This window comes from Janthinobacterium sp. SUN137 (assembly GCF_030587265.1).
Classification (GTDB): Bacteria; Pseudomonadota; Gammaproteobacteria; order Burkholderiales; family Burkholderiaceae_D; genus Janthinobacterium; species Janthinobacterium kumbetense.
In genome coordinates this window covers 57,471-70,821 of the sequence record NZ_JAPWHZ010000002.1, presented here as the reverse complement: position 1 = coordinate 70,821, position 13,351 = coordinate 57,471, and the positions used below count along the sequence as shown (strand labels likewise).

At 64.0% G+C, this 13,351-nt stretch carries 14 protein-coding genes; 6 read left to right on the top strand and 8 right to left on the bottom strand.

The genetic code is table 11. The features are described 5' to 3' along the window. Positions 1-9 precede the first annotated feature (9 nt). Positions 10-1,119 carry an alanine racemase gene (alr, locus tag O3298_RS08315; protein ID WP_305059006.1) on the bottom strand — a complete coding sequence of 370 codons (1,110 nt, stop codon included), beginning with the start codon at positions 1,117-1,119 and terminating at the stop codon, positions 10-12. A gap of 13 nt (positions 1,120-1,132) precedes the next feature. Beyond that, a complete protein-coding gene (locus O3298_RS08310) occupies positions 1,133-2,422 on the bottom strand; it encodes a D-amino acid dehydrogenase (protein WP_099667339.1) in 1,290 nt (429 codons plus the stop codon). 106 nt (positions 2,423-2,528) lie between these two features. Here O3298_RS08310 and O3298_RS08305 point away from each other — a divergent pair, with 106 nt between their 5' ends. From O3298_RS08305 to O3298_RS08295, 3 genes are all read left to right on the top strand, one after another. Beyond that, a complete protein-coding gene (locus tag O3298_RS08305; RefSeq protein ID WP_070222192.1) occupies positions 2,529-3,029 on the top strand; it encodes an Lrp/AsnC ligand binding domain-containing protein in 501 nt (166 codons plus the stop codon). A gap of 147 nt (positions 3,030-3,176) precedes the next feature. Beyond that, positions 3,177-3,524, top strand: a complete 348-nt coding sequence (locus O3298_RS08300) for a hypothetical protein (protein WP_099667338.1) — start codon at positions 3,177-3,179, stop codon at positions 3,522-3,524. A gap of 101 nt (positions 3,525-3,625) precedes the next feature. Next, positions 3,626-4,192 (top strand): carboxymuconolactone decarboxylase family protein, encoded by a 567-nt coding sequence (locus O3298_RS08295; RefSeq protein WP_289897335.1) that lies wholly within the window; start codon positions 3,626-3,628, stop codon positions 4,190-4,192. 22 nt (positions 4,193-4,214) lie between these two features. Here the strand turns inward: O3298_RS08295 and O3298_RS08290 are convergent, their stop codons facing one another. Both O3298_RS08290 and O3298_RS08285 read right to left on the bottom strand, forming a co-directional pair. Next, the gene (locus O3298_RS08290) at positions 4,215-5,162 is read right to left on the bottom strand and encodes a DMT family transporter (RefSeq protein WP_305059005.1); all 948 of its coding nucleotides are present in this window, start codon (positions 5,160-5,162) and stop codon (positions 4,215-4,217) included. A gap of 58 nt (positions 5,163-5,220) precedes the next feature. Beyond that, positions 5,221-5,985 carry an AraC family transcriptional regulator gene (locus O3298_RS08285; protein WP_289914179.1) on the bottom strand — a complete coding sequence of 255 codons (765 nt, stop codon included), beginning with the start codon at positions 5,983-5,985 and terminating at the stop codon, positions 5,221-5,223. A gap of 154 nt (positions 5,986-6,139) precedes the next feature. Between O3298_RS08285 and O3298_RS08280 the strand changes: the two genes are divergently transcribed. Then, complete coding sequence (locus O3298_RS08280; RefSeq protein ID WP_305059004.1) at positions 6,140-7,000, top strand: tetratricopeptide repeat protein; 861 nt, start codon at positions 6,140-6,142, stop codon at positions 6,998-7,000. Here O3298_RS08280 and O3298_RS08275 read toward each other — a convergent pair. Beyond that, the gene (locus O3298_RS08275; RefSeq protein ID WP_305057575.1) at positions 6,983-7,975 is read right to left on the bottom strand and encodes a GlxA family transcriptional regulator; all 993 of its coding nucleotides are present in this window, start codon (positions 7,973-7,975) and stop codon (positions 6,983-6,985) included. The two genes, O3298_RS08280 and O3298_RS08275, sit on opposite strands and share 18 nt — an antisense overlap. Before the next feature lie 112 nt (positions 7,976-8,087). Here O3298_RS08275 and O3298_RS08270 point away from each other — a divergent pair, with 112 nt between their 5' ends. Continuing rightward, entirely contained in the window at positions 8,088-8,735 is a 648-nt protein-coding gene (locus O3298_RS08270; protein ID WP_305057576.1) for a cysteine hydrolase family protein, read from the top strand. A gap of 9 nt (positions 8,736-8,744) precedes the next feature. Here O3298_RS08270 and O3298_RS08265 read toward each other — a convergent pair whose 3' ends face one another. After that, complete coding sequence (locus tag O3298_RS08265) at positions 8,745-9,254, bottom strand: hypothetical protein (RefSeq protein WP_289914175.1); 510 nt, start codon at positions 9,252-9,254, stop codon at positions 8,745-8,747. 151 nt (positions 9,255-9,405) lie between these two features. Here O3298_RS08265 and O3298_RS08260 point away from each other — a divergent pair, with 151 nt between their 5' ends. Then, positions 9,406-9,966, top strand: coding sequence for a YdcF family protein (locus O3298_RS08260; RefSeq protein WP_305057577.1), 561 nt, complete (start codon positions 9,406-9,408; stop codon positions 9,964-9,966). Positions 9,967-9,985: 19 nt separating this feature from the next. Here the strand turns inward: O3298_RS08260 and glpK are convergent, their stop codons facing one another. Further along, positions 9,986-11,479 (bottom strand): glycerol kinase GlpK, encoded by a 1,494-nt coding sequence (glpK, locus tag O3298_RS08255; protein ID WP_305057578.1) that lies wholly within the window; start codon positions 11,477-11,479, stop codon positions 9,986-9,988. Between the two features lie 88 nt (positions 11,480-11,567). Then, a complete protein-coding gene (locus O3298_RS08250) occupies positions 11,568-13,295 on the bottom strand; it encodes an ABC transporter substrate-binding protein (protein ID WP_034779106.1) in 1,728 nt (575 codons plus the stop codon). Between the last annotated feature and the right edge of the window lie 56 nt (positions 13,296-13,351).

Sequence of the window (13,351 nt, the reverse complement as noted above, 5' to 3'; positions counted from 1 at the left end):
TTGCGCTGCCTAGCGTGCCAAGCCCTGGTACTCGCGGTAATAGCGCCCGCCCAGGTTGGTCAGCACCTCGTAGCCGATGGTATTGGCCATGGCCGCCACGGCGTCGACCGGGTGTTCGGCGCAGATCAGGTCGACCAGGCTGCCCGGCGCGACGCGGTCGCCGGCGATGGCGCTCACGTCGAGGGTGATGGAATCCATCGAGATGGCGCCGATCTGCGGCACTTTCACGCCGTCGACGATGGCCAGGCCCTGGTTGCTCATGCTGCGCAGCCAGCCATCGGCGTAGCCGACGGACACCGTCGCCACCTGGCGCGGCTCGCTGGCCGTGTAGCGGCGGCTGTAACCCACGTGGTCGCCGGCGGCAATCGTGCGCGTCTGCAAGACCTTGCCTTGCAGGCGCACGACCGAGCGCAGGGGATTCGGTTCCCCGCCCTGCGGCCCGATGCCGTACAGGGCCGCGCCCGGGCGCACCAGGTCGAAGTGGTAGTCGGGCGACAAAAAGATGCCCGATGAATTGGCCAGGCTGGCGCGGTACTGCGGCAAACGGGCGCGGATGGCGATGAAACGGGTCAGCTGCTCGCCATTCATGGGGTTGCTCCGTTCGTCGGCGCAGGCCAGGTGGCTCATCAGGTAGCGCACCTTGATGCCGTCAAGAAAGTGCGGGTCCAGCAGCCAGGCGTCGATTTCCTGCGGCGACAAACCCATGCGCGACATGCCCGTATCGACCTGCACGATGGCATCCAGGGTGCTGCCCAGCGCTTTTGCATGCGCGCGCCAGCCCGCCACCTGCGGCTCGCTGTTGAGCACGGGCGTCAAGCCATGGGCCGTGAATTCGCCTTCCGTGCCGACGGGCGGGCCGTGCAGCACGAAGATGGACGCGTCCGGCGCCACGTGCGGGCGCAGGCTGATGCCCTCTTCCAGGTGCGCCACGAAGAAATGGCGGCAACCTTCCTCATACAGGGCCGCGCCCACTTGCGCGGCGCCCAGGCCATACGCGTCGGATTTGACGACGGCCGAACAGGCGGCCGGGTGCGCCTTGTCGCGCAGCAAGCGGTAGTTGGCGCGCACGGCATCGAGGTCCACCGTCAGGATGGCGCCGCTACGCTCTTTCGGAGGCATACTGGCCCCCATCTCAAGCCACCGCGTGCTGCAGTTTGCCATTGCCCTGCGCGCCGCTGTAGCGGCTGACGGACAGGTCGTCGGCCAGGATGGCCGGCTTTTTCGACGACATCAGGTCCGCCAGCAATTGCGCGGAACCGCAGGACATGGTCCAGCCTAGGGTGCCGTGGCCCGTGTTCAGGAACAGATTGCGCAACGGCGTGCGGCCGACGATCGGCGTGCCGTCCGGCGTCATCGGGCGCAAGCCCGTCCAGAAGGTAGCCTCGGCCGTGTTGCCGCCGCCGGGGAACAGGTCGTTGACGACCATTTCCAGCGTTTCGCGGCGGCGCGGGTTCAGGTTCAGGTTGTAGCCGGCGATTTCCGCCATGCCGCCCACGCGGATGCGGTCGTCGAAACGCGTGACGGCGATCTTGTAGGTTTCATCGAGGATGGTCGACACGGGCGCCTTGGCCGCGTTAACGATAGGCACGGTGATCGAATAGCCCTTCAATGGATACACGGGAATGTCCAGCAGCGGCTTCATGAAGCCCGTCGAGTAGGAACCGAGCGCCACGACATAGGAATCGGCCTTGACGATTTCCGCGCCACATTGCACGCCAGCAATTTCGTCGCCCTGTGTCAGCAAGGCATCGATGGACACGCCATAACGGAACTTCACGCCCAGCGCCTCGGCCATCTCGGACAGGCGGGTGGTAAACAGCTGGCAATCGCCCGTTTCATCGTTGGGCAGGCGCAAGCCGCCGAACAGTTTATCCTTGACCGCTTCCAGGGCCGGCTCGGCGCGCGACAGTTCGTTGCGCTGCAGCACTTCGTACGGCACGCCCGCGTCTTTCAATACTTCGATATCCTTGGCGGCGTCGTTGTATTGTTTTTCGGTGCGGAACAATTGCATCGTGCCTTGCTGGCGGCCTTCATACGTGATGCCGGCCTCGGCGCGCAGCACCTTGAAGCAGTCGCGGCTGTATTCAGCCAGGCGCACCATGCGTTCCTTGTTTACGGCATACGCTTCCGGTGTGCAATTACGCAACATCTGCCACATCCATTTGAGCTGGGCGGCGCTGCCGTCGAGCGAGATGGCCAGGGGCGCGTGGCGCTGCATCATCCACTTCACGGCCTTCAGGGGAATGCCGGGCGCAGCCCATGGCGAAGCGTAGCCGGGCGAGATTTGCCCCGCATTCGCGAAGCTGGTTTCCAGTGCCGGGCCCGGCTGGCGGTCGATGACGGTCACCTCATGTCCTGCCTTGGCCAGATAGTAAGCACTGGTGACGCCGATGACGCCGCTACCCAGAATCACAATACGCATAGTTTCCTCATTATATTTTTTTAGGCTGACGCCAGATTAACCGCTATCATATTGGGAAAGAGCCAGTATTTGTTCACGTATAAATCGAGATATTCAGCAATAAATCATGAGAATCCTTAAAGAATCGGCACGTGGCCTCGACAAGCTGGATCGCCACATCCTGCGCATCCTGCAACAGGATGGCCGCATCTCGATGAAAGACCTGGGCGAACAGGTGGGATTGTCCATCACGCCCTGCATCGAGCGGGTCAAGCGCATGGAGCGTGACGGCGTCATCACGGGCTACCACGCCAAGGTGAACCCGGCCGCGCTGGGCGCCAAGCTGCTCGTCTTTGTAGAGATTACGCTGAATCAAAAATCCGCGTCCGCCTTCGAGCAATTCCGCCGCGAAGTGCTGCAGATTCCCGAAGTGCAGGAATGCCACCTGGTGTCGGGCGACTTCGATTACCTGATCAAGGCGCGCATCCATGAAATGGCCGAGTACCGCAAGCTGCTGGGCGACATGCTGCTGCAGTTGCCGGGCGCCGCGCAATCGAAGAGCTATGTGGTGATGGAAGAAATCAAGGAAACCCTGGCGCTGTCGACCGACGTGCTGCAAAATCGCTGAAGGTACCGCCAGCCGGTACCGACAGCATCAAATTTTGCACCTTTGTATAATCTTGTAGCACATTCGCGGCGACACAAGCACACTCCCTCCTGACATCACGCCCGTCCCCTCTGAGATTGGAAGCAGTGATGCACACTGGGAGTCCATATGAACACATTGATAAAACTGGCAGCTTCCTGCCTCGCGGGCCTGGCCGTGGCCATGTGCACCGCCAGTGAATACAAGGTCAACCGTGCGCCGGACAATGGCGCCATCTATCAAAACATCAAGGTCGGCAAGACCACCCGCCTCGACCTCGACGCGGCCCTGGGCAACGCCACCGTCGTCAGCTTCGATCCCGGCTATGAAGTCTGGGTCTACAAGAACCAGCTGAAAACGCCCAGCGTGACGCGCCTGATCCCCCTGCTGGGCGAAAAAGGCACGCGCGAAGTGGCCGTCATGTTCGACCAGGCCGGCATCGTCAAGAAATTCCGCATCCACGAGCCGCGCAGGTAGGCGCAGGCCGCGCACGTGTGCGACAGCGTAAGGCAGCCGCCAGCCAGATGGCTATACTGGCTGCTGGCTCCCGCCGCCCACCTACCCTGCAAGGAGTTTCCATGCGCCTGCCCCTGATCGCTCCGAAAGACCTGACACAAGAACAACAGCCGCTGTACGACGATATGCGCAAAGGCATCACCAGCAATTTCAACGATTTCATCGCCGTGCGCGAAGATGGCGCCCTGATGGGGCCGTGGAATCCGTGGCTGCACGAACCGGCCATCGGCAAGGCGATCTGGAACCTGACCCTGGCCATGACGGCCAACGCCACGCTGCCCGACAAGGTGCGCCAGATTGCCATCCTGGTGGTTGGCGCGCGCTACAACGCCGCCTATGAAATCTACGCCCACATCGCCGTCGCGGAGCGCGAAGGCATGCCTGCCGAGCGCCTCGCCACGCTGGTAGCGGACGTCAAGCCGCTCGACCTGGACAAGCAGGAAAGCGTGGCCTACGACCTGGCCTACGCGCTCAGCCGTGGCGGCACGCTGCCGGAGCCGCTGTACCGCCTGGCGCTGGCCACCTTCGGCCAGCACGGCATCAACGAGCTGATCTACCTCGTGGGCCTGTACGCACTGGTATCGACGACGCTGAACGGCTTCAACGTGCCGGTGCCGGAACGCGACTGAAGGGCCTGGCCCGCGCCGCGCCTTATGCCGCCCGGGCCGTCGCCGCGCTGGCCGCCCGCTGCGGCCGGTGCGCCACCGCGCAAGCCAGCGCGCCCGCCAGCAGCAGCGCCGTCGCCGCAGATTCCGCCGCGGTGGGCCAGCGCCGCTCCCACGCATAGCCGTACAACAGGGCAAACAGGAATTCAAAGACGATCATCTGCCCCATCAAGGTCAGCGGCAGCACGCGGCTGGCGTAATTCCACAAGCCGTTGCCGACGACTGAACACAGCAGCGCCACACCCGTGACGAGGCCGGCGAACTGCAGCCATGCCGTGCCGCCATGCGCGGCCGGTGCCGCAAGCGCGACGGGAATCGCCAGCAGCAATGCAGCGGCGCCCGTCACCACGCCCGTCAGCAGATTCCACTCCTGCGCCGACACCGCGCGCAAGCGCCCCAGCCAGCGGCTGTTGCCGACGGCATACACCGTCCACGACAGCAGCGCCGCCAGCGCGCACAACAGTCCCAGCAGCGATGCATGGCCGGGATGCGCGAGCGACTGCCAGCTGATGCACAACAAGCCGGCACCGCTGAGCAGCAACGAAGGGAGCAGCTTGCGCAGCGGCACGGCATCGTGGTCGCGGCTGCCGACCACGGTGACGACCAGCGGCAGCAGGCCGATCACCATCGACGTCATGGCCACCCCGCCCGTCTGCACGGCGCTGGCCAGCAGCACGTAATAGATGATGTTGCCGGTCAGGCTGAGCCAGATCAAGCCCCGCCATTCGCGCCAGCCCAGGCTGCGCAGCAGGCGCCGCCACGACGGCGCGACCAGCACGGCCGCAATCAGGCCGTAGGCCAGGTAGCGGCCCACCGACAATTCCAGCGGCTGGAACGCGGGCAGCAGCGCCGGCGCCAGGAACACAAGGCCCCACAGTGCGCCCGCAGCGATACCGGCCAGCATGCCCAGGCGGGTCTTATTCTTTTGCAACATATTCAATCTCCCGAAAAGGAGATTGTGGCCGCTGCGGCGCGCCCGTTCTTGGCGCCATCTACTGCGTTTTTGACCGGTTCTCGCGACGTTGGCGCCGGTAAGCGGCTGGCGTGGCGTCGATGCTGTCGCGCATGGCCCGCGTCAGCGCGCTCTGCTCGGAAAAGCCGGCCGCCAGCGCGATCTCGGCAATGCTGGCGTCGCTGGCGGTGAGCAAGTCGCAGGCCCGCCCTATCCGCTGCTGCTGTAGCCAGGCATGCGGACTGGTATCCATTTCTTCGCGGAACAGTGCATGCAGGCGACTGACGCTGAGGTTGGCAAAGCGCGCCATCGATGCCGTCGACCAGGGCAAGCCAGGCTCGGCCTGCACGCGCGCCAGCAGCGCGGCCAGCCGCGAGCGCGCCTGCGGCGCGGTCTGCAGCAAGGTGTCCAGCAGCAGCGGTGTCCAGCCCTGGATGACGGCCGGCGTCAGCGCCTGCTGCCCGGCCATGATGCCCAGGTATTCGATCAGCTTGCGGGCACCCGGCCCCAGCGCCGCATACGGCCGCTCCAGCAGGCGGCCCCAGCTGCCCTGCTCCACGGCCGCCGCATCCACGTCGAGAATGATCGAGTGGTTGGCAACCCGGCTATGCTGTGCGTGCCAGGTATTGGCCGGGATCACCACGCCCTGCTGCGCATCCACCTTGCCCTGCTTGCCGTCGATATCCAGCAGCAACTGGCCGTGCAGGGGCAGCACCAGCTGCACGAAGTCATGCCGGTTCGGCGCGCCGATTTCCGCGTAGCTACGAAAGCTGAGGTCGATGGCAGGATGGGGGGTGCTGGACATGGGGGCCGGCCTGGGCGAAGAAGCAATTATTTTATCAGCACGGCGATTATCAGCACGGCAATGCCCCAGGCCTGGCGTACCGCCACACGCTCCGACGGTGCGTGCCAGTGGCGCCCGCTTGCTCTACACTGGCGTTTTTTCCTCTGCCACTTCCATGCTACTACCTGCACAACTCGCCCACATCTCGGTGGAACAAGACTGGCAACACAGCGCACCCTACCCGCCGCTCGGCTTCAATCCCTTCTTCGAAGGCGCGCTGGGCAATGGCGACACGTTCGGCCTGTACTGGCCCATCGGCCGCGAAGCATCCGAACCGATCGTCGTCGAAACGTGGCATGACGAATGGCGCTTGCAGCCGAATTTTTCCAGCCTGGCGGCGTTTTTGCAAGCCCTCGCGGCAGCGGAAGACGAGTATGTCGCCGCGCCAACGCTGGACGACGACCCCGCTTCGCCGCGCGCCGCCTTCCTGGCGGCCAAGGAGCATATCTCCCAGCGCAACCCGGACGCGGCCATCGCGCTGCTGGAAGCGGCGCTCGCCCTCCTGCCCGAATACACGGATGCGCTGGCGCTGCTGCACGGCCAGTATGTGCGCGCGGGAAGAATCGATGAGGCCGTCAAGGTGGCGATCCAGGCCATCATTTCGCCCCCCTCGTTCGGCGGCCCGCCCTTGAAATCCTTGCAATGGCTGCGCACGCAGCCGGTGCCGGAAGGGGAAATCGACCCCATCTGGCGTGCCTGCGGACAGCTGTCGTTCAACTTCGGCGGCAGCAAGGACAATGCGGATTACCCCATGCTGCTGGCCGCCATCGACACGTATCTTGAGCAAGGCAATTACCGCTGCGCCTCGACCTTGATGCAAACCTATTCGGAACTGATGAGCGCGGAAACCGTGTCCTTCCAGGAGCGCCATGCCTTCGAGCCGGCCGCCTTCATCGCGCGGCAAATCGCCGTCAGCGCACTGCTACCCCAGGGCAGCCGGGACCCGGCGCTGCTCTGGTCAAGCGAGCTGGCCTAGCTGCTGCCGGAACAGCTTGCGGTACGCCGAAGGCGACGTCTGCAGGTTCGCCCGAAAGTGCTGGCGCAAGGACAGGGCCGTGCCGAAGCCGGCCTCCTGCGCCACGACGTCGATCGAGGCCCCGCTCTTTTCCAGCAAGCCTTGCGCATGCGCAAGACGCTGGTTCAGCAGCCACTGCTTGAACGACGTGCCCGTCGCCTGGCGGAAATGGCGCGTGAAGTTGCGCCGGCTCATGGCGGCCCGTTCGGCCAGCGCGTCGATGCTGTGGGGTATGCCCAGATTGGCCGTCACGCAAGCCAGCACCTCGGCAAAGCGCCCTTCGCTGCCGGACACGGGCAGCGGGCGCTCGATGAATTGCGCCTGCCCGCCCTGGCGGTGCGGCGCCACCAGCAGCCGGCGCGCCACCCGGTTGGCCACCTCGGCGCCCGCCAGCTGGCGCAGCAGATACAGGCAGCAATCGAGGCCGGCCGCCACGCCGGCCGACGTCAGCACGCCGCCATCGTCCACGTACAGCACTTCCCGATCCACCCTGACCCTAGGATAGCGGGCTGCCAGCCGCTCCGCCATGCCCCAGTGCGTGGCTGCGCACTTGCCCTCCAACAAGCCCGCCTGCGCCAGGGGAAACGCACCCAGGCACAGCCCCACCATGCGCGCGCCGCGCCGGCTGGCAGCCTGCAGCGCCGCGACCAGGGGCGGCGGCGCATCGCGGCAATCGTCGTGCCAGGCCGGCATGATGACAATATCGGCCCCTTCCAGCCCTTCCAGACCGAACTCGGGCGTGATGCCGAAGCCGGCCGCCGTGCGCAAGGGCACGGGATCGGCGGCGCACACGCGCACGTGGAAAGGCGGCAGGTCGGCCTCGTCCGTCTGGGCGCCAAACACGAGGCAAGGCACGGACAAGTGGAATGGCGTCATGCCGTCGAAGGCGATCACGGCCACGCTCAAGGGGGAGGAAGGTGCAGGAACGGTAGGCATGGCCCGATTTTATCGTACATAGGCCTTCGGGCCACTTTTTATTTGCGGCGCGCGGCTTGAAAATGGCGCTATCGAGGAAGTCCATCCTCTTTCAACCGTTCCAGGAGAAACCATGTCCACCCACGCTTCCACCGCCCCGCGCCGCGCCCTGCTCGTCATCGACGTGCAAAATGAATACTTTACGGGCGACATGCCCATCGAATATCCATCCGTCGATATTTCCCTGCCCAACATCGTCACCGCCATGGCTGCTGCCCGCGCCGCCGGCGTGCCCGTGATCGTCGTCCAGCACGATGCGCCGGAAGCCTCTCCCATCTTTGCCAAGGGCAGCGACGGCTGGCAGCTGCATCCGCAAGTGGCCGCCTTTACCGCCGACCACCGCATCAACAAGGTCATGGGCAGCGCCTTCGCGGGCACGGACTTGCAGGCCTGGCTGGGCAGCCACGGCATCGACACCCTGACGGTGGTCGGCTACATGACGCACAATTGCGATGCCGCCACGATCTTCCACGCCGCGCACGACGGCCTGCAAGTCGAGTTCCTACAGGACGCCACCGGCACCCTGCCCTACAGCAACGCGGGCGGCACGGCCAGCGCCGAAGAAATCCACCGCGTGTTCAGCGCCGTGTTCCACTCGAATTTCGCCGCCGTCGTCAGCACGCAGGACTGGCTCGCTGCCGTGCGCGAAGGCAAGCCGCTGGAAAAGGACAATATTTATCTGTCGAACCAGCGCGCACGGAAAGCGGCCAGCGCCGCCTAAGTACGGAGATTAAAAGCGCCGGTGCCCGTCATCGGCGTCGCAGCGGCCGCTGAACTTGATCAAGCCATCGACCGTGATCACGCCGCTGCGGCGGTTGATCACGAGGGTAGGACGATTCAAGGCGTTCAGCTGGAAACGACCGCGGATTTCATCGTGACCGACGACCAGATCCATCACGTCCCACCAGCCATCGTTGCTGTCGGCATGAATCGGTGGAATCAGTTGCTTCGGCAAGCGGATTTGCGCCGCGCTGCCGTGAATGGAAACATTCACGGCCGTATCGAAATTGCTCTTGCCCGTCTCCAGCGTGGATTTCTGCACATACTTGTGCCTGTCGTTGTCCCACTCCATGCCGGAACGGTTTTCCATGGTGATCTTTTCCGCCTCGCCATAGCAAACGAGCTGGATATCGTCGCCGCGCCCGGCGGACCCGGAGCGGTCATACTGGTTCGACGGGTCGGACTGGCCCGCCTGCGCGGCGAAGGCCATGGCGATCAGGATGCTGGATACGGCTGTCATGCGGTTCTCCAATGCAGAGGGGTGGCACACAGGGTTGCCATATAACCAAGCTTAGCATAGACGAATATCCCCCTGCGCCGGCTTGAGAACGCGCAAGTCATCCGCCATCTGCTACAGTCGCGCTCACGAAAAACCTGCTGGATGCATAGCGATGCGAACAATACGATGGACCGCCCTGCTGGCGCTGATCACTTTCCTGCTGGCCACCGCCGCCCTGGTGCTGGCCGGACTCAACGACAAGCTGGCGCCCGCCGACGTGATCGTCGTGCCCGGCAATACGATCCTGCCTGACGGCACGCCCAGCCCCCGCCTGCAGGCACGGCTCGACGTGGCGCTCCAGCAATTCCAGGCACACCGGGCGCCCCGCATCCTCGTCAGCGGGGCAACGGGCAAGGAAGGTTTTGACGAGGCCGCATCGATGGCCCGCTACCTGCAGTCGCGCGGCGTGCCAGCCAGCGCCATCATTGAGGATAATCAAGGCTGGACCACGGAGGCCACGGCACGCAATACGGCTACGCTAATGCGCGAGCACGGCTGGAGCACGGCCATGGTGGCCACGCAATACTTCCACGTGCCCCGCTTCCGGCTGGCTTTGGAGCGCAGCGGCATCGCCGTCAGCGGCCAGGTGCACGCCCCTTATTTCGAGCTGCGCGACCTGTATTCCGTGCCGCGCGAAACGGTGGGCTATGCCGTGTATTACGCGCGGCCCTGATCCCGGCTGATTCCCTGACTCACTCGCTCCAGTCGCGCGACCGTTCGACGGCACGCTGCCACTTGTGCAGCCGTGTCAGGCGTTCGTCGGCCGCCATGGCCGGTTCGAAGCGGCGCCCCACCTGCCACTGGGCGGCGATTTCTTCCTGCGAGTCCCAGAAACCCACGGCCAGGCCCGCCAGGTAGGCGGCGCCCAGGGCCGTCGTTTCCGTCACTACAGGACGCACCACGGGCACATTCAAGATGTCGGCCTGGAACTGCATCAGCATGTCGTTGCGGGCCGCGCCGCCGTCCACACGCAGCTCGGATAGCGCGATGCCCGCATCGTCCTGCATGGCGGACAGCACATCCACGTTCTGGTACGCCACGCCTTCGAGCGCCGCGCGCGCGATGTGCGCCTTGCCCGTGCCGCGCGTGATGCCGATCAGGGTGCCGCGCGCATACGGGTCCCAGTATGGCGCGCCCAGGCCCGCGAACGCGGGCACGAAGACGAGGCCGCCCGAATCGGGCACGCTGGTGGCCAAGGCTTCCACTTCGGACGAGTCGCGGATGATGCCGATGCCGTCGCGCATCCATTGCACGGCCGCGCCCGCGATAAAGGCGCTGCCTTCGAGCAAATAGTCAGTTCTATCCGATCCTGGGCCCAGGCTCCAGCCCACCGTCGTCAACAACCGATTTTTCGAAGGCAAGGGGCGCTTGCCCACGTTCATCAGCATGAAGCAACCCGTGCCGTAGGTATTCTTCGCCATGCCCGGTTTCAAACACGCCTGGCCGAACGTGGCGGCCTGCTGGTCGCCAGCGATGCCGGCGATAGGCACGGACACGCCCAGCAAGTTGGCATGCGTGTGCGCCGCCACGCCGCTCGATGGCACGACGTCGGGCAGCAGGGAGGCGGGAATGTCGAGCAGCGCCAGCAAGTCCGTATCCCACTGCAAGGTATGGATATTGAACAGCATGGTGCGCGCCGCGTTGCTCGTGTCCGTCAAGTGGGCGCCGCTCATCTTGTAGATCAGCCAGCTGTCGACGGTGCCGAAGGCCAGCTCTCCCCGTTCGGCGCGCGCGCGGGCGCCGGGAACGTTGTCGAGCAGCCATTTCAACTTGGTGGCGGAAAAATAGGCATCCAGCACGAGACCCGTCTTGCGCTGGATCACGTCCGCCTGGCCCTGCTCGACCAGTTGCTCGCAGTAAGCGGCGTTTCTGCGGTCTTGCCAGACGATGGCGTTGGCGACGGGCGCGCCCGTGGCGCGGTCCCACAGCACCGTCGTTTCGCGCTGGTTGGTCACGCCGATGGCGGCCACGTCGGATGCTGCCACGCCGCTGTCGCGCAACACCTGCTGCAGTACGGCCTCTTGCGAGGCCCAGATGTCGTTCGCGTCATGCTCGACCCAGCCCGGCTGGGGAAAAATCTGGCGAAACTCGCGCTGCGCGCTGGCGTGCGGCCGGCCCGCATGGTCGAACAGGATGGCGCGCGAACTGGTGGTGCCCTGATCTAAAGCAAGTATGTATTTGGTCATTGTCTGGTGGTGCGAAAATCGGGTAAAAACAGGCACGGAGCCGATTCGCTCCGTGCCCTCGGGACAGCCCCGGCAGAAGCTTACACGACTACCTTACCTTGCCTTCTTTCCAAGCCTGCAATAATTTATCGTAGGCAATCGTTTCACCCTTCGGCTTTTCATTCGCCAGCTTTTTCCATGGGGCATGCTGGTCCGACAGATACTGGTTCGGATCGACCTTCGGATTGAGCTTGGGCGCGCACGCCTTCATGCCGGCCCGCTGCAATCGCGCCATGACCTGGTCCATTTCCTCGGCCAGGTTATCCATGGCAGCCTGCGGCGTTTTTTCCGCCGTAATCGCCGTGGCCACGTTCTTCCACCACAGCTGCGCCAGCTTCGGATAGTCGGGCACGTTGTTGCCGGTCGGCGTCCACGCCACGCGGGCGGGGCTGCGGTAGAACTCGATCAAGCCGCCGTACTCGTTCGCGTGCTTCGTAAAATAATCGTGGCGGATGTCGGAATCGCGAATAAAAGTCAGGCCGACGATGGATTTCTTCAGCGACACGGTTTTCGACGTGACGAATTGCGCGTACAGCCAGGCGGCGGCCTTGCGGTCGTCCGGCGTGGACTTGAACAGGAACCAGGAACCGACGTCCTGGTAGCCGTTCTGCATGCCCTCTTTCCAGTACGGGCCATGCGGCGACGGCGCCATGCGCCATTTCGGCGTGCCGTCCTTATTGACCACTGGCAAACCCGGTTTCGTCATGCCGGCCGTAAATGCCGTGTACCAGAAGATTTGCTGGGCGATTTCACCCTGCGCCGGCACGGGGCCCGATTCCGAAAAATTCATGCCGTTCGCCTGCGGCGGCGCGTATTTCTTCATCCAGTCGATGTATTTCGTCAGCGCAAACACGGCCGCCGGCGAATTGGTGGCGCCGCCGCGCGACATCGAGGCGCCCACGGGTGTGCACTTGTCGGCCGCTACCTTGATACCCCACTCGTCGACCGGCATGCCGTTCGGAATGCCCTTGTCGGCCGCGCCAGCCATCGACAGCCACGCATCGGTGAAGCGCCAGCCCAGCGAAGGGTCTTTCTTGCCGTAATCCATGTGGCCATAGACTTTCTTGCCATCCAGTTCCTTCACGTCATTCGTGAAGAAATCGGCGATGTCTTCATACGCGGACCAGTTCTGCGGCACGCCCAGCTCGTAGCCGTACTTGGCCTTGAACTTGGCTTGCAAATCCTTGCGCGCGAACCAGTCGGCGCGGAACCAGTACAGGTTGGCGAATTGCTGGTCGGGCAATTGATACACCTTGCCGTCCGGCGCCGTCGTAAAGCTGATGCCGATAAAATCCTTCAAGTCCAGGCCCGGATTCGTGAATTCCTTGCCCTTGGCGGCCATGTAGTCGGACAAGGGTTCCACGGCGCCATAGCGGTAGTGGGTGCCGATCAGGTCGGAATCGGAAATCCAGCCGTCATAGATACTCTTGCCGGACTGCATGGACGTTTGCAGCTTTTCCACCACGTCGCCTTCCTGGATGATGTCGTGGCGCACCTTGATGCCCGTGATTTCCTCGAAGGCCTTGGCCAGGGTCTTCGATTCGTAGACGTGGGTGTCGATGGTTTCCGAGACCACGGAAATTTCCTTGATGCCCTTGGCTTTCAGCTTGGCCGCCGCATCGATGAACCATTTCATTTCAGCAAGCTGTTGCTGCTTGCTCAGGCTGGATGGCTGGAATTCCTTGTCGATCCAGGTTTGCGCCTGCTTGGCGTCCGCCAGGGCCGCATTCGACACGAGCATGGCCGCAGCCGCGAAGACCGTGAACTTCAATTTCATCGTGAATCTCCTTTTTAGTTGTCATCCGGCCTGCGGTGGCGGGCCGGTATTCTCAT

Bases quoted from the DNA above. Each gene is read 5' to 3' on its own strand.
- alr (WP_305059006.1), bottom strand. From the start codon at position 1,119: ATGCCTCCGAAAGAGCGTAGCGGCGCCATCCTGACGGTGGACCTCGAT.
- O3298_RS08310 (WP_099667339.1), bottom strand. From the start codon at position 2,422: ATGCGTATTGTGATTCTGGGTAGCGGCGTCATCGGCGTCACCAGTGCT.
- O3298_RS08305 (WP_070222192.1), top strand. From the start codon at position 2,529: ATGAGAATCCTTAAAGAATCGGCACGTGGCCTCGACAAGCTGGATCGC.
- O3298_RS08300 (WP_099667338.1), top strand. From the start codon at position 3,177: ATGAACACATTGATAAAACTGGCAGCTTCCTGCCTCGCGGGCCTGGCC.
- O3298_RS08295 (WP_289897335.1), top strand. From the start codon at position 3,626: ATGCGCCTGCCCCTGATCGCTCCGAAAGACCTGACACAAGAACAACAG.
- O3298_RS08290 (WP_305059005.1), bottom strand. From the start codon at position 5,162: ATGTTGCAAAAGAATAAGACCCGCCTGGGCATGCTGGCCGGTATCGCT.
- O3298_RS08285 (WP_289914179.1), bottom strand. From the start codon at position 5,985: ATGTCCAGCACCCCCCATCCTGCCATCGACCTCAGCTTTCGTAGCTAC.
- O3298_RS08280 (WP_305059004.1), top strand. From the start codon at position 6,140: ATGCTACTACCTGCACAACTCGCCCACATCTCGGTGGAACAAGACTGG.
- O3298_RS08275 (WP_305057575.1), bottom strand. From the start codon at position 7,975: ATGCCTACCGTTCCTGCACCTTCCTCCCCCTTGAGCGTGGCCGTGATC.
- O3298_RS08270 (WP_305057576.1), top strand. From the start codon at position 8,088: ATGTCCACCCACGCTTCCACCGCCCCGCGCCGCGCCCTGCTCGTCATC.
- O3298_RS08265 (WP_289914175.1), bottom strand. From the start codon at position 9,254: ATGACAGCCGTATCCAGCATCCTGATCGCCATGGCCTTCGCCGCGCAG.
- O3298_RS08260 (WP_305057577.1), top strand. From the start codon at position 9,406: ATGCGAACAATACGATGGACCGCCCTGCTGGCGCTGATCACTTTCCTG.
- glpK (WP_305057578.1), bottom strand. From the start codon at position 11,479: ATGACCAAATACATACTTGCTTTAGATCAGGGCACCACCAGTTCGCGC.
- O3298_RS08250 (WP_034779106.1), bottom strand. From the start codon at position 13,295: ATGAAATTGAAGTTCACGGTCTTCGCGGCTGCGGCCATGCTCGTGTCG.